Annotated in this window: 18 protein-coding genes; 14 read left to right on the top strand and 4 right to left on the bottom strand. The window is 54.4% G+C overall.

What is annotated here, in order from left to right; translation table 11 throughout:
* Window positions 1-45: 45 nt before the first annotated feature.
* Window positions 46-2,202, bottom strand: coding sequence for a transglycosylase domain-containing protein (locus ACHUEV_RS12760; protein WP_394180442.1), 2,157 nt, complete (start codon window positions 2,200-2,202; stop codon window positions 46-48).
* Window positions 2,203-2,475: 273 nt separating this feature from the next.
* On the opposite strand from ACHUEV_RS12760, the gene ACHUEV_RS12755 reads away from it, so the two are divergent.
* From ACHUEV_RS12755 to ACHUEV_RS12730, 6 genes are all read left to right on the top strand, one after another.
* Entirely contained in the window at window positions 2,476-2,814 is a 339-nt protein-coding gene (locus ACHUEV_RS12755) for a P-II family nitrogen regulator (protein ID WP_106358923.1), read from the top strand.
* A 22-nt stretch (window positions 2,815-2,836) separates the two neighbouring features.
* Window positions 2,837-4,156 carry an ammonium transporter gene (gene amt, locus ACHUEV_RS12750; RefSeq protein ID WP_106358922.1) on the top strand — a complete coding sequence of 440 codons (1,320 nt, stop codon included), beginning with the start codon at window positions 2,837-2,839 and terminating at the stop codon, window positions 4,154-4,156.
* Between the two features lie 232 nt (window positions 4,157-4,388).
* Window positions 4,389-5,390 (top strand): N-acetyltransferase DgcN, encoded by a 1,002-nt coding sequence (dgcN, locus tag ACHUEV_RS12745; RefSeq protein ID WP_394180439.1) that lies wholly within the window; start codon window positions 4,389-4,391, stop codon window positions 5,388-5,390.
* Window positions 5,391-5,449: 59 nt separating this feature from the next.
* Entirely contained in the window at window positions 5,450-6,409 is a 960-nt protein-coding gene (dgcA, locus tag ACHUEV_RS12740) for an N-acetyl-D-Glu racemase DgcA (RefSeq protein WP_394180437.1), read from the top strand.
* A complete protein-coding gene (locus tag ACHUEV_RS12735; RefSeq protein WP_394180435.1) occupies window positions 6,406-7,272 on the top strand; it encodes a D-amino-acid transaminase in 867 nt (288 codons plus the stop codon). Before dgcA ends, ACHUEV_RS12735 begins: the two co-directional genes overlap by 4 nt.
* A gap of 165 nt (window positions 7,273-7,437) precedes the next feature.
* Window positions 7,438-8,277 (top strand): CPBP family intramembrane glutamic endopeptidase, encoded by an 840-nt coding sequence (locus ACHUEV_RS12730; protein ID WP_394180433.1) that lies wholly within the window; start codon window positions 7,438-7,440, stop codon window positions 8,275-8,277.
* A 118-nt stretch (window positions 8,278-8,395) separates the two neighbouring features.
* Here ACHUEV_RS12730 and ACHUEV_RS12725 read toward each other — a convergent pair whose 3' ends face one another.
* On the bottom strand, window positions 8,396-8,689 hold the full coding sequence (locus tag ACHUEV_RS12725) for a DUF1244 domain-containing protein (RefSeq protein ID WP_394180431.1): 294 nt from the start codon (window positions 8,687-8,689) through the stop codon (window positions 8,396-8,398).
* 11 nt (window positions 8,690-8,700) lie between these two features.
* A complete protein-coding gene (locus ACHUEV_RS12720) occupies window positions 8,701-9,438 on the bottom strand; it encodes an N-formylglutamate amidohydrolase (RefSeq protein WP_394180429.1) in 738 nt (245 codons plus the stop codon).
* Between the two features lie 118 nt (window positions 9,439-9,556).
* On the opposite strand from ACHUEV_RS12720, the gene pyk reads away from it, so the two are divergent.
* The 7 genes from pyk to ACHUEV_RS12685 all read left to right on the top strand — a co-directional run bounded on the left by pyk (window position 9,557) and on the right by ACHUEV_RS12685 (window position 14,090).
* A complete protein-coding gene (gene pyk, locus ACHUEV_RS12715) occupies window positions 9,557-11,002 on the top strand; it encodes a pyruvate kinase (protein WP_394180427.1) in 1,446 nt (481 codons plus the stop codon).
* A gap of 33 nt (window positions 11,003-11,035) precedes the next feature.
* A complete protein-coding gene (locus ACHUEV_RS12710; RefSeq protein ID WP_394180425.1) occupies window positions 11,036-11,260 on the top strand; it encodes a hypothetical protein in 225 nt (74 codons plus the stop codon).
* 110 nt (window positions 11,261-11,370) lie between these two features.
* Window positions 11,371-11,571, top strand: a complete 201-nt coding sequence (gene rpmI, locus ACHUEV_RS12705) for a 50S ribosomal protein L35 (RefSeq protein ID WP_045997239.1) — start codon at window positions 11,371-11,373, stop codon at window positions 11,569-11,571.
* A gap of 17 nt (window positions 11,572-11,588) precedes the next feature.
* The gene (gene rplT, locus ACHUEV_RS12700) at window positions 11,589-11,951 is read left to right on the top strand and encodes a 50S ribosomal protein L20 (protein WP_106358914.1); all 363 of its coding nucleotides are present in this window, start codon (window positions 11,589-11,591) and stop codon (window positions 11,949-11,951) included.
* Window positions 11,952-12,085: 134 nt separating this feature from the next.
* Window positions 12,086-13,150 carry a phenylalanine--tRNA ligase subunit alpha gene (pheS, locus tag ACHUEV_RS12695; RefSeq protein WP_394180423.1) on the top strand — a complete coding sequence of 355 codons (1,065 nt, stop codon included), beginning with the start codon at window positions 12,086-12,088 and terminating at the stop codon, window positions 13,148-13,150.
* Entirely contained in the window at window positions 13,151-13,579 is a 429-nt protein-coding gene (locus tag ACHUEV_RS12690) for a hypothetical protein (protein ID WP_394180421.1), read from the top strand.
* Window positions 13,580-13,661: 82 nt separating this feature from the next.
* Entirely contained in the window at window positions 13,662-14,090 is a 429-nt protein-coding gene (locus ACHUEV_RS12685; RefSeq protein ID WP_394180419.1) for an ASCH domain-containing protein, read from the top strand.
* Here the strand turns inward: ACHUEV_RS12685 and ACHUEV_RS12680 are convergent.
* On the bottom strand, window positions 14,087-14,350 hold the full coding sequence (locus ACHUEV_RS12680) for a hypothetical protein (protein ID WP_394180417.1): 264 nt from the start codon (window positions 14,348-14,350) through the stop codon (window positions 14,087-14,089). The two genes, ACHUEV_RS12685 and ACHUEV_RS12680, sit on opposite strands and share 4 nt — an antisense overlap.
* Window positions 14,351-14,510: 160 nt before the next feature.
* Here ACHUEV_RS12680 and pheT point away from each other — a divergent pair, with 160 nt between their 5' ends.
* On the top strand, window positions 14,511-16,907 hold the full coding sequence (gene pheT, locus ACHUEV_RS12675; RefSeq protein WP_394180415.1) for a phenylalanine--tRNA ligase subunit beta: 2,397 nt from the start codon (window positions 14,511-14,513) through the stop codon (window positions 16,905-16,907).
* Window positions 16,908-16,922: the final 15 nt, after the last annotated feature.

Raw genomic sequence — 16,922 nt, 5'->3', positions numbered from 1 at the left:
ATGTCCGGCCTTGCATAGGGTGCCGCCGGACATGAGGTCGAGACATTAGTTCCCGATGATCGAATCGAGCAAGTTCAAGATGTCTTGATCCAACACCTCACCGCCTTCGCTATGCAGAATCCCGGACTGTGCTGGCCGCTCTGGGATGAGCATGGGCAGTGGCGTCGGCGTTTTGTTCGCAAGAACACGGGTCATCGTCTCGCGCCAGATTGTAGCGGGCAGTCCCCCACCCGTCACACCGCTAAGCGGACGGTTGTCATCATAGCCCATCCATACGCCCGTTACATAGTCGCCGGTGAAGGCAATGAACCATGCATCGCGCGCACCTTGGGTTGTGCCAGATTTCCCAGCGATTTCCCATCCGTCGATATGTGCGCGACGCCCGGTCCCTTCTTCAACGACTTTGGTCATCATCCAGGTGAGCTGACGTGCGGCTTCTTGGCGAATAATTCGTTCGCCAATGCCTGCACCTTGTGAATCCATCAAAGAGTCATTGTCGCCACGAATCCGCAGATCAACCAGCCCATAAGGCGTAACCTGTGATCCGCCGTTCAAGATGCCGGCATATGCGCCAGTCATGTCTAATAAGGTGCTTTCCGATACGCCTAGCGCCAGCGCAGGGCCTGCGGCCAAGTCGCCGTTCAGGCCAAAACCGTTCGCAACATTGCGCACCAATTCGCGGCCAACATCCTCTGACAAAACGATGGCCGGAATGTTACGGCTTTCTGCGAGGGCTTGGATCAAAGTGACCGGGCCTTTGAATTCGCGATCATAGTTTTCGGGGCACCAATCGCCCGCACCACGACGTTTCCAGCAGGTGCGTTCATCGTCAATCATGGTGTAGGGCGACATGCCCAAATCCAACGCAGCAGCGAAAATGAAGGGCTTGAACGCAGACCCGGTCTGTCGGTTCGCTTGCGTGGCGCGGTTGAATGCACCGGTGTCGCCGATGTTTCTTCCGCCGACCATGGCGCGGACTGCGCCGTCGGCAGACATGACCACGATGGCTGCTTGTGCTTCGGACCCTGCGCGGACTTCGGTTTCAAAGACGCTTAGCATTGCTTCTTCGGCGGCGGTTTGGATTTCGGGGTCGAGTGTCGTGCGGATGAATACGTCTTCCGTCGTGTTTCGGGTGAACGATTCTGGGCCGCTTCGCATAATCCAGTCAGCAAAGAAGGTGGCGGCGTTTGCACGTGCGGTTTCTGACAGTGTTGCCGGGTTCGCACGGGCGTCGTCAGCTTGTGCCTTTGTCAGGTAACCTTGTTCTTCCATGAGGCCCACAACGACAGCCGCGCGGTTTTGTGACCGCTGAAGGTTGCTTGTCGGTGCCAGTGTAGAAGGTGCCGTTAAAAGACCGGCGAGCATCGCGGATTCTGCGGGGCTGAGCGCCATAGCTGGGATGTCGAAGTAGCGATGCGATGCTGCCTCAAACCCACGTGCGCCGGCGCCAAGGTAGGCGCGGTTCAAATAGATCGTCAGGATTTCGTCTTTTGTATATGCGATCTCCATGCCGACAGCGAAAACAGCCTCGCGGGCTTTGCGCCAAAGCGAACCTTGACGGCAGTCGTTTTCGTATTCGGCCTCGGAATCCCATTTGTTCGGGTCAAATGGCACGCCAAGGCAAAGCAGTTTCGCGGTTTGCTGCGTAATAGTTGACCCGCCGTGGCCCGATAACGGGCCGCGGTTTTCTCGCAGGTTGATGCGTACAGCAGATGCAATACCGCGGGGAGAAATACCAAAGTGGCGATAGAACCGCTTGTCCTCGGTGGCCACAACGGCGTTTTTCAGATGGTCCGAGATAGTTTCCACGGTAATCATGCCGCCGAATTGATCGCCGCGCCATGCAAAGACCTCTCCACGAAAGTCGGTCATCGTCACCGAACCACGCGTGCGACCATCAATGAGGTCACCGACTGGGGGCATTTGTGAAGCAAAGTAGAACGAGAAACCGGCAATGATCAGCCCGACAACAAGGCCAAGCCGCCAGCTAACCGCCCAGATAATCCGAAGCGCCCATTGGAACGGAAATAGGATCCAGCCGAGTATACCGCGTGGCTTGTTGCGCTTTGGCGTGGCCTTGCGTCGCGCCGCTGGTTTTTTGCGCGGCGCTTTATTGGGCGCAGGCTTCTTTTTCGCTGGCCCATTCGTCGGGTAGCGCTTCTCGGCCACCAAAGGTGTCCGTTTATTACCGTTTCCACTCATGTTCTGCTCGACCGACTGTTTGTCCGATTTTTTTCTACCATAACGGGGGCTTTCACAAATGTAGAGCGCGATGAGTCGCGGGCTCGGTGTTTTTATGCCGCTAAAAAATTAGGCAGTTATGTCCGTTTGTGCAAAAATTGTGCAATCGTGCCTGCTTTTGGGGCGATCTGATACCCCCAGAGCCTTGCTCGCATGGGCGACACGCGGTTTCTGTCTCTTTGCAAGCGAGCGCTGCCAAGAGCGCTTTGCATATGAATTTGCAAGGGGAAGAACGTGAAACTCATCATTGCAACAATTAAGCCGTTTAAACTCGAGGAGGTCCGCGAGGCGCTGACCACCGTGGGCGTGCGCGGCATGATGGTGTCTGAAATCAAGGGCTTCGGCTCGCAGTCCGGCCACACTGAAATTTATCGTGGTGCGGAATACGCCGTGAATTTTGTACCAAAAGTTAAACTCGAGGTCGTCGTGCCAGATTCAATGGCCGAACAGGTGGTTTCTACCATCGCATCCACAGCCAAGACCGAGAAAATCGGTGACGGCAAGATTTTCGTTCTCGACGTTGAAAGCGCCCTTCGCGTGCGCACCGGCGAGACAAACGATGACGCGCTTTAAGCGTGAATTAAGGGACAGACTAATGAAACTGAATAAATCTCTTCTTGTTGGTGCGGGCCTTGCGCTTATGCCGACATTTGCGCTGGCACAGGATGCCGCGCCAACATTCGATGAAATCGGCCCGTATCTGATGACGACCTTGCTGTTCCTTGTGGGCGGCTTTTTGGTGTTCTGGATGGCTGCCGGTTTTGCCATGCTCGAAGCAGGTCTTGTGCGCTCTAAGAACGTTACAACACAGCTGACAAAGAACATCGCGCTGTTTTCAATTGCGTCCATCATGTACTGGTTGGTTGGTTTCAACCTTATGTACCCAGGTGAATGGCTTGTCGAAGGCTGGCTTGGCCCGTTCTTCTCGATCACATCACTAGAGCCTGTAGGGCTGGCTGCTGCTGATGCGTCACTTGATTACGCATCTGTCGCTTCTGACTTCTTCTTCCAGCTAATGTTCTGTGCAACGACTGCATCGATCGTTTCTGGTACTTTGGCTGAGCGCATCAAACTGTGGCCATTCCTGATCTTCGTTGTTGTGCTGACTGGCTTCATCTACCCAATCGAAGCATCTTGGCAGTGGGGCGGCGGCTTCTTGTCTGAAATGGGCTTTTCTGACTTCGCTGGTTCAACTCTGGTTCACGCTGCTGGTGGTTTCGCTGCCCTTGCTGGTGCCTTTGTTCTGGGTCCACGGATCGGTAAATACAAAGACGGCAAAACAATCCCAATGCCGGGTTCTAACCTGACACTTGCTACACTGGGTACATTCATCCTGTGGCTGGGTTGGTTCGGCTTTAACGGTGGTTCGCAGTTGGCTGCGGGTACTGTTGGTGACATCACTGACGTTGGCCGCATCTTTGCAAACACCAACATGGCTGCCGCTGCCGGTGCTGTTGCAGCGCTGATCCTGACACAAGTCATGTACAAAAAGGTCGATCTGACCATGGTGCTGAACGGTGCGCTTGCTGGTCTGGTTTCTATCACGGCTGGCCCGCTTGACCCGTCGCTGTTCGGTGCGCTTTGGATTGGTGCTGTTGGTGGCGTAATCGTTGTCTTCGTTGTTCCATTGCTGGACAGCCTGAAAATCGACGACGTTGTTGGCGCTATTCCAGTCCACCTCGTTGCGGGCTTCTGGGGTACGATGGTTGTGCCTGTTTACACAGATGGCACAAGCTTCGTGACACAGTTCATCGGCTTCGCAGCAATCGGTATCTTCGTCTTTGTCGTATCTCTGATCGTTTGGATTATCCTGAAATCCACAATGGGTATCCGGGTATCTGAAGAGGCTGAGATCAACGGTCTGGACGTGTCCGAGCTGGGCATGGAAGCCTATCCTGAGTTCTCGAAAGGCTGATACCCTTCCTGTCAGTTTTTCAATACTTGCCCGGGCGTTCGCGCCCGGGTTTTTTCTTGGATGGGGGGATCAAGATCTACCCTACGATTTAAGCGCAAGAATTTGTTCTAAACTGCGATATCATGCAAAATTGTTGCGTATAATTTCGTACTGAGAGTCATCTTAACGATATTATTCTAGCAATGACGCGTAATTCTCTCGATAGCAGTTTTCCTCGAATCCGGAGTTTCCCATGATCCAGACCCCATATCTATTGTTTCTGGGCGATGCGCCCGATCAGCTTGCCGCGAAGGTCGCGCAGGGCATCAAGGACTGGCGCCCGGACAATGCCGTTGGACAATTCCGTATGCCGGGCTGTGGCGCGGATGTCGGCATCAAGGACATGACGCTGGCAGAGGCCCAAGCGGCAGGTGCTAAAACTCTTGTGATTGGTGTGGCAAACCGGGGCGGTGTAATTTCGGACGCTTGGAAGGCCGTCTTGGTAGAGGCGCTACAAATGGGCTTCGATGTCGCATCTGGTTTGCACAATCTGCTTCGTGACGAAAATGATCTGATGGCAGCAGCGCGCGTGAATGGGCGTACATTGTTTGATGTGCGTATTCCGTCGGTTGCCTATCCCATCGCGAACGGCAAGAAGCGCATTGGCAAACGGTGTTTGGCAGTTGGTACGGATTGTTCGGTTGGCAAGATGTACACTGGCCTCGCAATGGACGCAGAGATGCAAAAGCGCGGCATGAAGTCGACATTCCGTCCGACCGGGCAGACCGGCATTTTGATCACAGGTGGTGGTGTTCCATTGGATGCGGTGATCGCGGACTTTATGGCGGGCGCTGTGGAGTATCTGACCCCTGATAACGATCCGGATCACTGGGATCATATCGAAGGGCAGGGGAGCCTGTTTCACGTGTCATATTCAGGTGTGACAATGGCACTGATCCACGGTGGGCAGCCCGATGCGTTGGTGCTCGCGCATGAGCCGACCCGCACACATATGCGTGGTTTGCCTGACTACGCACTGCCGAGCCTAGAGGCGCTTCGTGATACTGCGCTTTCGATGGCGCGTATTGCCAACCCTGACTGCCAGGTTGTGGGCGTATCGGTGAATACGCAGCACATGTCTGAGCCCGAAGCGATTGCATATATGGCAGAGATCGAAGAGCGGATGGGCCTTCCAACGGTCGACACGTTCCGCCAAGGGGCAGGGCGACTGGTCGATGCATTGGCGGCAATATAAGATCAAATTTAGCTAAATTTGATCGCGCGCCCGCGTTCTAACCAAGAAAAGGCATATCGATGAAAATTCAAGTGACGCGTGATGTATTCCAGCTCGCGCAGGTGTTCACGATCAGTCGTGGTTCGCGCACGCAGGCAGAGGTGCTAACCGTCACGGTTAGCGGCGATGGCGCCGTTGGTTGGGGTGAATGCGTGCCATATGCGCGCTACGACGAAACCTTGGATAGCGTGACAGAACAGATCAGCGGCTTTTCTGGCGCGTGGGGTGACCTGCAAGATGCTTTGCCAGCGGGTGCGGCGCGTAATGCTTTGGACTGTGCGTATTGGGATCATGCAGCCAAGCAAGCCGGAAAACGGGTTTGGGACTTGTTAGGCCTGCCAGCGCCCGGCCCGGAGATCACTGCCTATACTTTGTCGCTTGATACGCCCGAGGCAATGCAGGTTCAGGCCGCAAAAAATGCGCACCGTCCGTTGCTGAAAATTAAACTTGGTACGCCCGACGATATGGCCCGGTTAGAGGCGGTTCGCCGCGGCGCCCCAGATGCCCGGATTATCGTCGATGCAAACGAAGGTTGGACTGCTGACGTCTATGCTGACCTTGCGCCCCATCTGATCCGGCTCGGCGTACAAATGGTTGAACAGCCACTGACTGCTGGGGAAGACGACATGCTAGCGGAAATCGCGCGCCCCTTGCCGGTATGCGCGGACGAAAGCTGCCATGATCGCAGTAGCCTGCCTGCGCTAAAGGGCAAATATGACATGGTGAACATCAAGCTGGACAAAACGGGTGGCCTGACCGAAGCGCTCGCATTGAAAGAGCAAGCCATCGCTGAGGGTTACGGTGTTATGGTCGGTTGCATGGTCGGATCTTCGCTTGCCATGGCACCTGCTACCATTCTTGCGCAGGGTGTGGCCTTTACGGACCTTGACGGCCCGCTCTTATTGGCCGAAGACCGTGATCAACCACTTATTTTTGATGAACAAGGCGTGCACCCTCCTGCCGCCGCATTATGGGGATGACCATGCGCACAGTTTACGTCAACGGCGAATACCTACCTGAAAACGAAGCCAAGATTTCGATCTTTGATCGCGGTTTCCTGATGGCCGATGGCGTTTACGAGGTAACATCGGTTCTGGATGGCAAGCTGATTGACTTTGACGGGCACGCAAAACGGCTCGAGCGGTCATTGGATGAGCTCGACATGCCGCGCCCTGACGTGCTGCCTGACTTGCTAGAGGTGCACCGCGAATTGGTGCGTTTGAACGGCATTGAGGAAGGCATGATTTATCTTCAAATCACACGCGGTGCGCCAGATGACCGCGACTTTGCCTTCCCTGATCCGGAAACGACCAAACCGACTGTTGTTTTGTTCACCCAGAACAAACCTGGTCTTGCTGACAACCCAACGGCCAAGAAAGGGATCAAAGTGATCTCGATTGAGGATCAGCGCTGGGCGCGTCGTGACATCAAAACTGTTCAGTTGCTGTACCCGTCCATGGGTAAGATGATGGCCAAAGCCGCAGGCGCTGATGATGCGTGGATGGTCGAAGATGGTGCCGTGACCGAAGGCACGTCAAACAACGCCTATATCGTCAAAGGCAACACGATCATTACACGGAACTTGGGCAGCGAAATCCTGCACGGGATCACCCGCGCAGCCGTTCTGCGTTTTGCTCGCGAAGCACAGATGAAGGTCGAAGAACGCAGCTTTACCATTGCCGAAGCGCAAGAAGCTGACGAAGCATTTATCACGTCGGCCAGCACATTCGTGATGCCCGTCGTCGACATTGATGGCGCATCCATAGGCAACGGCACACCCGGCCCAATCGCGGCGCGCTTGCGTGAAATCTATCTGGATGAAAGCCGTAAGTTGGCTGTTTGATATCCGTATTGTCGATCTGTCCATCGGTTGATTGATGTCGATGGACGGCTATCGATTAGTAAGATGACTGCAAAATCCCCGTGAATTGAGCGAGATCATTGAGAGAGTGATTGTCTTGGGTGACCATCCCTAGAGTGGATTTGATTCATTTAAGGATTGTCAGGCATGACCAATGTTGCGACTAGCCCGGCAAAGGACGTGCCTTCATCCGCGCTGGCACTCTTTGTCATCATTACATTTTCGATCACGTGGGGATTGGCCGGTGGCCTGATACTATTTCCAGATCGTGCCGAAGCCATGCTTGGCGAAATCACTGGCACACATCCTGCGTTCTTTCTGGCGACTTGGGGGCCCGCAATAGCGGGTTTCGTTTTGGTGCTGTTTTATGGTGGAGTGTCTGGTGTCAGGTTGTTTTTATCACGGTTGGGGCTTTGGCGGTGTTCACCGTGGTGGGTTGTCTTTGTTCTTTTCGGGGTGCCATTCGTTTTCATCCTAGGATCGTTGATCAAAGGTGGTCCCTTGCTTGCACCTGTTCCGCCGGAGGGGATAGGTACGCTGTTCGCATTGTTAGTACTCATGCTCTTTCTCGGCCCGATCGAAGAGTTTGGATGGCGCGGCGTTGCGCAACCGCTCTTGCAAAGGGATGTCGCGCCGATCTGGGCTGGGATGATCATTGAAACAATTTGGGGCATCTGGCATTTGCCAGCCTTTTACCTTTCCGGCACCGTGCAAAGCGGCTGGAGCTTTACGCCGTTTTTCATCGGCAATGTGGTGCTGGCGGTTCTTGTCACCCCACTGTTCAACAATTCGCGTGGTAGCCTTCTTTGGCCAATGCTGTTGCACTGGCAGCTTAACAACCCGTTCTGGCCGGATGCCCAGCCTTACGATACGTGGATCCTCGCTGCGGTTCTTTTGGTAGTTCTATGGCTAAATAGGGACAAAATGTTCACGCGGCACGGTGCGGTGACTGCGGTTATTCCTAACGCCTCGAGCCATTCAAGTTGATGCGCACATCCTGCCGTTGGCAAATGCAGCGATTACTCACCACGGGCATTGCTGGCACGAAGTGGCTTTTCGCGTCCCATGTTACATCAAATAGGACGCGAAATTACCTCTTGATCGGTCACCCATGTGACTTCTTGAACACTTCTTTTGCCTCCGCACTCGCTTCGGTCTGGTGCTTCGCTTTCCACTCAGAAAACGGCATGCCGTAGAACGTTTCGCGGCCTTGCTCTTTGTCCATTTCGATGCCGCGTTCGTTAGCTGCTTCTTGGTACCAGCGCGACAGACAGTTACGGCAGAAACCGGCAAGGTTCATCATGTCGATGTTTTGCGCGTCGGGCCGATCTTCAAGAAGGTGCTGGCGTAGGCGGCGGAATGCGGCGGCTTCGATTTCGATGCGAGTTTGGTCGTCCATAATAGTCTCCGTCAAAGCCCAGTCTGGGCGAGTACTTCTTTCAATATAGGTGCTAATCGCTGCGCCCAAAGGATTTGTCCGGCTTCTTCAGCAATAAGGTCGTTGCGCACTTCGATAAGAACGTTTGGCCGTCCGTGCTGTAGCGCATGTCGGTCGACAGCGTCGCCTTTGAGGTGGCCAGAATAGGGTTCGTTGTCTCCAACGCACCAACCTTGATTGATACAGGCTTCGATGAATGGTTTCGCAAGCCGATCATCATGCGCGTAAAGCACGCCAACTTCCCAAGGCCGCGCTGACCGTCCGCGTAGTTGCGGTGTGAAGCTATGGACCGCGCAGATCACGGGGTCCCGCATTTGCGCCGCCAGTTCGGCATAGGCGTTGTGATAGGGGCGGTGAAGATACTCTAGCCGCTTTTCCTTTTCAACCACATCGGCATGACGGTTCGCGGGGATGATGGTTCCATCATAAAGACGCATGAGCAGTGTCGGGTCATCTTCACCCCGGTTGGGATCAATCACGAGCCGCGAGAAGTTTGATAGAATGGCTGGGCTGTCCAGTGCCTCTGCTAAATGGCGGGTCACCCCAGCGGCACCGACATCATATGCGATGTGGCGCTGCATGTCGTCATGGGGAAGCCCAAGGTCGCCGTTATTGATCCAATCAGGGACATGGTTGGTTGCATGATCGCAGCTAACAAGCCAGCGGCCCGGGCGATCCGTGCCGATCGTTTCGAAGGTAAAGTGTGTCATCTTTGGTGTCATTCCTTTGTCACCCGATTTAGGCTAGTTGTGATAGGATTGGAATTGCGCAATAAGGGCAACAAGCCACCTGTTATCGCTAACGGCACAGCCGCACGAAGGAAAAATCATGAGACGCCACCGTAACGTAAAGATTGTCGCCACACTCGGCCCAGCTTCCAATGACTATGAGATGATCCGCGCGCTACACGAGGCCGGTGCCGATGTGTTCCGCTTGAACATGTCGCATGGTGATCACGCAGAAATTAAGGTCCGTCACGAGATTATCCGCCAAGTCGAAAAAGACTTGGATAGCCCGATTTCCATTCTTGCAGATTTGCAGGGCCCAAAGTTGCGGGTCGGTGTTTTTGCTAACGGCGAAGAAGAACTGGTTGAAGGTGCAGCGTTCCGCCTTGATCTGGATGACGCCGAGGGCGACGTGAACCGTGTTAAGCTTCCTCACAAAGAGATTTTTGACGCGCTAGAGCCTGGCGCGCACCTGTTGGTGAACGACGGTAAGATTAAGCTACGCGTCAAAGATTGTGGTCGTGACTTTGCTGACTGTGAAGTGGTTGTCGGCGGTACGATTTCTAACCGTAAGGGCGTGAACGTTCCTGACGTTACGCTGCCCGTGGCGGCTTTGTCCGAAAAGGACCGGAAAGACCTAGAGTTCGTATGTGAGTTGGGTGTTGACTGGTTGGCGCTCTCGTTCGTGCAGCGTGCTGCAGACGTTGAAGAGGCGCGTGCGCTTGCAAAGGGCCGTGCTGCGATTCTGTCGAAGATTGAAAAGCCGAACGCGGTGAAGTCATTTGATGAAATCCTAAAGGTCAGCGATGGTATCATGGTCGCGCGTGGTGATCTGGGTGTTGAATTGCCTGTGCAGGCGGTTCCGCCAATTCAAAAGCAACTGATCTTGAAATCACGCGCTGCTGCAAAACCAGTTATCGTGGCGACACAGATGCTCGAGTCGATGATTGAATCACCGATGCCAACCCGCGCCGAAGTATCTGACGTTGCGAACGCGATTTACGAAGGCGCTGACGCGATCATGCTTTCCGCTGAATCTGCGGCGGGTGCCTACCCAATCGAAGCCGTCACAACGATGAACAACGTCGCTGGCGAAGTCGAATCTGATCCGACCTACACGGAGATGATCGAAGCATCGCGCAAGACTGACGGTAAAACAGTCGCAGACGGTATCGTTTCCGCTGCCCGTGAAATTGCAGAGACGACAGACGTCAAAGCAATTTGCTGTTTTTCACAGTCGGGTACTACGGCGCTATTGGTGTCGCGCGAACGTCCACGTGTGCCGATCATTGCTATGACAAACCAAATTGAGACAGCGCGTCGTTTGTGCCTGTCTTGGGGGACAAACTGTGTCGTTACTGGCCCGGTAGATCGCTTTAAGGATGCGGTTATCGCGGCTGTTCGTGCCGCAATTGGTCTAGAGCTGGCAACCAAGGAAGATATGGTGGTTATCACCGCAGGCGTTCCGTTTAACACGCCGGGTTCAACAAACATTCTGCGCGTCGCACCCTGTGATGAGCGTTTGATTTTCCCAGCCGAAGCGGATTAAGCTGCGGCCTGTGATAAAACGGGAACGCGTTGAATGGACTATGATCTGATTTTTGTTGTGGGTGTGCTGTGCTGCGCCTTCGCAATTCCAGCTTTGATCAGCGCGTTTTCGGACCGACGCTTTCCACGCGTGGCGATTCTGTTCGTCGTGGTGGGGGGCGTTAGTATTGCCTATGCGATGCAGGAAAATCCGGGTGTTTACGGCTTTGCGACGATTGACGAAGTATTTGTTGATGTCGTGGGGCGGTATCTGCTCTAAATCCCTTGCCTATTTGAATGATGCGTCCTATACGGCGCGTCTCAACCCGCGCGTCCGGCCCGTATGGCATGCCGAGTCGCGCTTCCGACCGACCCAAAGAGGAGACGGAAATGCCGAAGATGAAGACAAAATCGAGCTGCAAAAAGCGGTTCAAAACGACGGCTTCTGGCCGTGTCGTTGCTGCCCAAGCGGGTAAACAGCACGGCATGATCAAACGCTCGAACAAGTTCCTTCGTAACGCACGTGGCACAACCACATTGTGCAAAGCAGACGAAGGTATCGTTAAATCAATGATGCCTTACGCACGTTAATTAGAGGGAATTAGGATATGCGCGTTAAAGGCGGAACAGTCACACATCGTCGTCACAAAAAAGTTCTCGACGCTGCCAAAGGTTATTATGATCGCCGGTCAAAGACTTTCAAAGTCGCTAAACAGGCCGTCGACAAAGCCAACCAATATGCAACACGCGACCGTCACAATCGCAAGCGCAACTTCCGCGCTTTGTGGATTCAGCGGATCAACGCAGGTGTTCGTTCGGTTGACGAAACACTGAACTATTCCAAGTTCATCAACGGCCTGACACTGGCTGGCATCGAAGTCGACCGTAAGGTTCTGGCTGATCTTGCAGTGAACGAGCCTGAAGCATTTGCGACAATCGTTGGCAAAGCTAAGGACGCTCTGGCTGCTTAAGCTGCCGAGTAACAAGAATTGATCAAGGGCCGCCCATTGGGTGGCCTTTTTTCGTTGGTGCTTCCACTGCGCAGATGCTTGCAACCGTGGCCCCATTTCGCTAGCACCGCGTGGACAGTTGTAAGAGGCGCGCCATGGACGATCTGAAATCCAAATACCTTTCCCTGATTGCCGATGCCGCCGATGAGGCCGCAATCGAAGACCTGCGTGTGCAAGCCGTCGGCAAAAAAGGCGAGATCAGCCTGCAAATGCGTGAACTGGGCAAGATGACCCCAGAAGAACGCCAAGTCGCCGGTCCCGCGCTGAACGCGTTGAAGGATGAGATCAACAGCGCCCTATCCGCGAAAAAGGCCGCGCTGGCTGATGCTGCTTTGGATGAACGCCTGCGCAGCGAATGGCTGGACGTGACCCTGCCGGCGCGTGATCGTCGCGAAGGTTCTATACACCCGATCAGCCAAGTAACTGAAGAAGTCAGCGCGATCTTTGCCGACATGGGCTTTGCCGTGGCCGAAGGCCCGCAGATCGAATCTGATTGGTATAATTTTGATGCGCTGAACATCCCGGGCCACCACCCCGCGCGGGCCGAGATGGATACCTTCTACACGCACCGGGCCGAAGGTGATAACCGCCCGCCGCATGTTTTGCGTACGCACACCAGCCCGGTTCAAATCCGCAGCATGGAGGCCAACGGCGCCCCGATCCGCATCATCTGCCCGGGTCGCGTGTATCGTGCGGACTATGACCAGACCCATACCCCGATGTTTAACCAAGTCGAAGGTCTGGCCATCGACAAAGACATCAGCATGGCGAATCTGAAATGGACACTGGAAGAATTCTTTAGCGCGTATTTCGGTGCCCGCGTGAAAACCCGTTTCCGCGCGTCCCACTTCCCCTTCACCGAACCATCGGCCGAAGTTGATATTCAGTGTTCATGGGTTGATGGGCAGCTAAAGGTCGGCGAAGGCGACGGTTGGCTAGAGGTTCTAGGTTCCGGCATGGTCCACCCCAAGGTGCTGCAAGCCGCCAAAATCGACCCTGATCAATGGCAAGGCTTTGCGTTTGGTGTCGGCATCGACCGGATTGCGATGCTGAAATATGGTATCCCTGATTTGCGCGCGTTCTTTGATAGCGACCTACGCTGGCTGCGGCACTATGGCTTTAGTGCGCTTCAAGTGCCTACGCTGCATGGTGGGCTGTAGGTGAAATTTATTCGTGCTCTCTTTGAAAGGCAAAAGTCTGACGTAACGTCAGCGATCGAGCTGGCACATACTCGTGGATTTACACAAGATGTTGTTGGTGAGGCTAGCTATCAAAAGGCACTAACGAAAATCACGGGTGGGAAAAGGGACAGGAGTGCAAAACACTACTGCGCTGCTTTACTCATTTGTGAAACAGGCAACCGCTACGACAAGAACGCCGTTGCGGTAAAAATAGATAATAGGCTTGTTGGATATTTGCCGAAGGATGTCGCATTGGGGTATCGAAGCGAGTTAGCACAATTGGCAAGCTCACTTCCAAATGCGGTCGTGCGGGCGAAGATCGTGGGCGGCTGGAAGCAACACGACTCTGAAGGTCACTTCGGAGTCAAATTGAACCTCAAAAGACCTTTGGTGTTTAAGTCTGAGTAAGGCAACGGAGGCCGGCTCGAGTTACCTAGACCTTTTGCCGTTTGCCGAGCGGCGCCCTCTGTTTTGAATGAATGGAAATCACATGACCAATGACGTTGAAGACCTGCAAGACACATATCCCGGCGCGGGGACGTTTCGGTTTGGTGATGGGCCAGAGCTGTGCCAGCATCTGATCGCGCTTGTCCGCAAGGGCAAGAAACGCGCGACCTGCGGCGCGCTTTCTGAATTCGATGGTGACCCTGAATCAATGCCCGTCGTTGGCCGCTGCGATATTGCCGCCAACTGGGACGGCACGCCTGCGCTGGTCATCCGCACCACGGGCGTCGAAGAGGTTCGCTTTTGCGATGTGACCGAAGAAATGGCGCTGGCCGAGGGCGAAGACGACACGCTGTTGGCGTGGCGCAAATCGCACAAGGCCTATTTCAAGCGCAACGGCGGTTTCGATCCCGAGATGATGCTCGTGTTCGAACACTTCGAACTGGTCGAAGATTTAGCCGGGCGTGAACTTTAGCGCTTGATCTGCACGATGTGATCGCCTGCGAAAGATCGGTGGCGGTTGTCGGACCGCATGTCGATCTTGCGTACGTCCGCAAAATGTTTGCAGCCAATCTCGACCCCACCCACGGTGCGGCTATGTTGGTTGCAGTAAACTTGGACAGCGGATGCCATGTTGGTCATCCGACCAGACACCAAAGAATCGCTGTTGGAATGCAACAGCAGGCCAACCACAAACAGCGCGGTGGCAAAGAGTAGATACTGAATACCAGACATTTCTCGTAAACCCGGAACGGCTGAACAGTCTCAGTCCGAACTGAACGCTATTTACGCTTGTTCGATTACCTTTTCTAGTGATTTTTTGTGTGATCGCTTTTCCGTGCCACACATTTAGGCTAAGCCCTGTTCAACCAATTAAAACCGCAGGACCGGACCCATGAAATTCACCCTCTCCTGGCTGAAACACCACCTTGAAACTGATGCATCCGTTGCGGAAATCGAGGAAGCGCTGACTGACCTTGGGCTTGAAGTCGAAGGCATCGAAGACCCGGCTGCAAAGCTGCGCGATTTTACCATCGCCAAAGTCGTTCACGCCGAAAAGCACCCTGACGCGGATAAGCTGAAGGTTTGTAAGGTTATCTCAAACGAGGGCGAGACACAAATCGTCTGTGGTGCACCAAACGCGCGCGAAGGTATTATTGTCGTTCTCGCGAAACCCGGCACCTACATTCCCGGTCTGGATATCACCATCAAGGTGGGCAACATTCGCGGCGTTGATAGCTTTGGCATGATGGCCTCTGAAAAAGAGCTGGAACTGTCTGACGAACATAACGGCATCATTGAGCTACCATCTGGCGAAGTTGGCGAAAACTTTGCTGATTGGCTTGCTGCGAATGATCCGTCTAAGGTCGATCCCGTGATTGAAATCGCGATTACCCCGAACCGTCCTGATGCGTTAGGTGTTCGTGGTATTGCTCGCGATTTGGCCGCACGTGGTCTGGGCAAGCTGAAACCGTGCGAGGTTAATCCTGTCGCGGCATCGTTCAAATCTGACCTGACCGTTTCTATTGATGACGATACGCTTGATGGCTGTCCTGTTTTCTATGGTCGCTTGATCAAAGGCGTTAATAACGGCCCAAGCCCGGAATGGCTTCAGCAACAGCTACGTGCCATTGGTTTGCGTCCGATCAGTTTCCTTGTCGATGTGACCAACTGGTTCACATATGACCTAAACCGTCCGCTGCACGTGTTCGATGCGGATAAGGTGGCGGGTAACCTGCGTGTTCATCGTGCTAAGGGTGGCGAAACCATCACTGCGCTGGACGACAAAGAATACACACTGCAGGCTGGCCAGATGGTCATTTCTGACGACAAAACCGTCGAAAGCATCGCTGGCATCATGGGCGGCTCTGACACTGGATGCACCGAAGATACTGTGAACGTGTTCGTTGAAAGCGCCTATTGGGATCCGATCCAGATCGCTTACGCGGGTCGTGCGCTAAAGATCAATTCAGACGCGCGGTATCGTTTTGAACGCGGTGTTGATCCGGCCTTCACACCCGAAGGGTTAGAGCATGCTGTGCGTATGATCGTGGATCACGCTGGTGGTGAGGCATCCGAGGTTGTTCAAGCCGGCGAGGTACCTGATACCGCACGCGCCTACAAGCTGGACGCGAAGCGCGTGATCAGTCTGGTTGGCATGGATATCCCAGAAAGCACACAGCGTCAGACGCTGACTGCGCTTGGTTTCAGGCTCGAAGGTAACATGGCGCATGTGCCGTCATGGCGGCCCGATGTTCAGGGCGAGGCTGATCTGGTCGAAGAGGTCGCGCGTATCGCGTCGCTGACCAAACTCGAAGGTAAGCCACTGCCGCGCATGGACGCTGGCGTGCCAAAGCCAATTCTGACAGACGGCCAAACCCGCCAGAAAAACGCGCGCCGGACTGCTGCTGCGCTTGGTTACAACGAATGCGTCACCTACAGCTTTATCGACCGTGAGGCAGCGACGCTGTTTGGCGGTGGCGATGATGCAACGATGCTTGAGAACCCGATCAGTTCAGAAATGTCGCATATGCGACCTGCGTTGCTGCCCGGTCTGCTGCGTGCTGCTGCCCGCAATCAGGCGCGTGGTTTCATGGATATGGCATTGTTCGAAGTCGGCGCTGCCTTCCACGGTGGTGAGCCCGGCGAACAGCATAACCTCGTTTCTGGTGTTTTGATCGGTCGCACTGGCCCTAAGGATGTGCATGGCACGTCCCGTCCGGTTGATGTTTATGACGCTAAGGCAGATGTTGAGGCCGTGTTGGCCGCGATTGGCGCGCCTACAAAGGTGCAAATCCTACGTGGTGCGCGCGAATGGTGGCATCCTGGTCGCCACGGTAAAGTATGCCTTGGCCCGAAAAAGGTTCTGGCCGTCTTTGGTGAACTGCATCCAAAGGTGCTGCGCGAAATGGACATCAAAGGCCCAGCGGTTGGTTTTACTGTTTGGCTGGACGAAATTCCGACACCGAAGAACAAATCTGCAACGCGTCCTGCGCTTGCCGCGACAGACTTGCAAGCGGTCGAGCGTGACTTTGCCTTTGTCGTCGACGCAGATGTCGAGGCGCTGACGCTGGTCAACGCTGCTGCAGGTGCGGACAAAGGATTGATCACTGATGTGCGCGTTTTCGATGAATTCATCGGTGGCGCTTTGGGTGAGGGCAAGAAATCCCTTGCCGTAACCGTTCGCCTGCAACCCAAAGACAAAACGCTAAAGGATGCGGATATCGAAGCGGTCAGTGCAAAGATCGTCGAAAAAGTAGCCAAAGCCACAGGCGGAACGCTGCGCGGGTAAAACCGTGTCGGCGTT

It is taken from the genome of Yoonia maritima (assembly GCF_043641945.1).
GTDB lineage: Bacteria > Pseudomonadota > Alphaproteobacteria > Rhodobacterales > Rhodobacteraceae > Yoonia > Yoonia maritima_B.
Note: the sequence above shows the minus strand (reverse complement) of the source record. Positions and strands in the feature narration are given on the sequence as shown.

Excerpts from the sequence above, each read along its gene's own strand:
- pheT (WP_394180415.1), top strand. The coding sequence starts at position 14,511 with ATGAAATTCACCCTCTCCTGGCTGAAACACCACCTTGAAACTGATGCA.
- pheS (WP_394180423.1), top strand. The coding sequence starts at position 12,086 with ATGGACGATCTGAAATCCAAATACCTTTCCCTGATTGCCGATGCCGCC.
- ACHUEV_RS12685 (WP_394180419.1), top strand. The coding sequence starts at position 13,662 with ATGACCAATGACGTTGAAGACCTGCAAGACACATATCCCGGCGCGGGG.
- dgcA (WP_394180437.1), top strand. The coding sequence starts at position 5,450 with ATGAAAATTCAAGTGACGCGTGATGTATTCCAGCTCGCGCAGGTGTTC.
- ACHUEV_RS12710 (WP_394180425.1), top strand. The coding sequence starts at position 11,036 with ATGGACTATGATCTGATTTTTGTTGTGGGTGTGCTGTGCTGCGCCTTC.
- ACHUEV_RS12680 (WP_394180417.1), bottom strand. The coding sequence starts at position 14,350 with ATGTCTGGTATTCAGTATCTACTCTTTGCCACCGCGCTGTTTGTGGTT.
- ACHUEV_RS12730 (WP_394180433.1), top strand. The coding sequence starts at position 7,438 with ATGACCAATGTTGCGACTAGCCCGGCAAAGGACGTGCCTTCATCCGCG.
- ACHUEV_RS12735 (WP_394180435.1), top strand. The coding sequence starts at position 6,406 with ATGACCATGCGCACAGTTTACGTCAACGGCGAATACCTACCTGAAAAC.
- rplT (WP_106358914.1), top strand. The coding sequence starts at position 11,589 with ATGCGCGTTAAAGGCGGAACAGTCACACATCGTCGTCACAAAAAAGTT.
- ACHUEV_RS12760 (WP_394180442.1), bottom strand. The coding sequence starts at position 2,202 with ATGAGTGGAAACGGTAATAAACGGACACCTTTGGTGGCCGAGAAGCGC.
- dgcN (WP_394180439.1), top strand. The coding sequence starts at position 4,389 with ATGATCCAGACCCCATATCTATTGTTTCTGGGCGATGCGCCCGATCAG.
- pyk (WP_394180427.1), top strand. The coding sequence starts at position 9,557 with ATGAGACGCCACCGTAACGTAAAGATTGTCGCCACACTCGGCCCAGCT.
- ACHUEV_RS12720 (WP_394180429.1), bottom strand. The coding sequence starts at position 9,438 with ATGACACACTTTACCTTCGAAACGATCGGCACGGATCGCCCGGGCCGC.
- rpmI (WP_045997239.1), top strand. The coding sequence starts at position 11,371 with ATGCCGAAGATGAAGACAAAATCGAGCTGCAAAAAGCGGTTCAAAACG.
- amt (WP_106358922.1), top strand. The coding sequence starts at position 2,837 with ATGAAACTGAATAAATCTCTTCTTGTTGGTGCGGGCCTTGCGCTTATG.
- ACHUEV_RS12725 (WP_394180431.1), bottom strand. The coding sequence starts at position 8,689 with ATGGACGACCAAACTCGCATCGAAATCGAAGCCGCCGCATTCCGCCGC.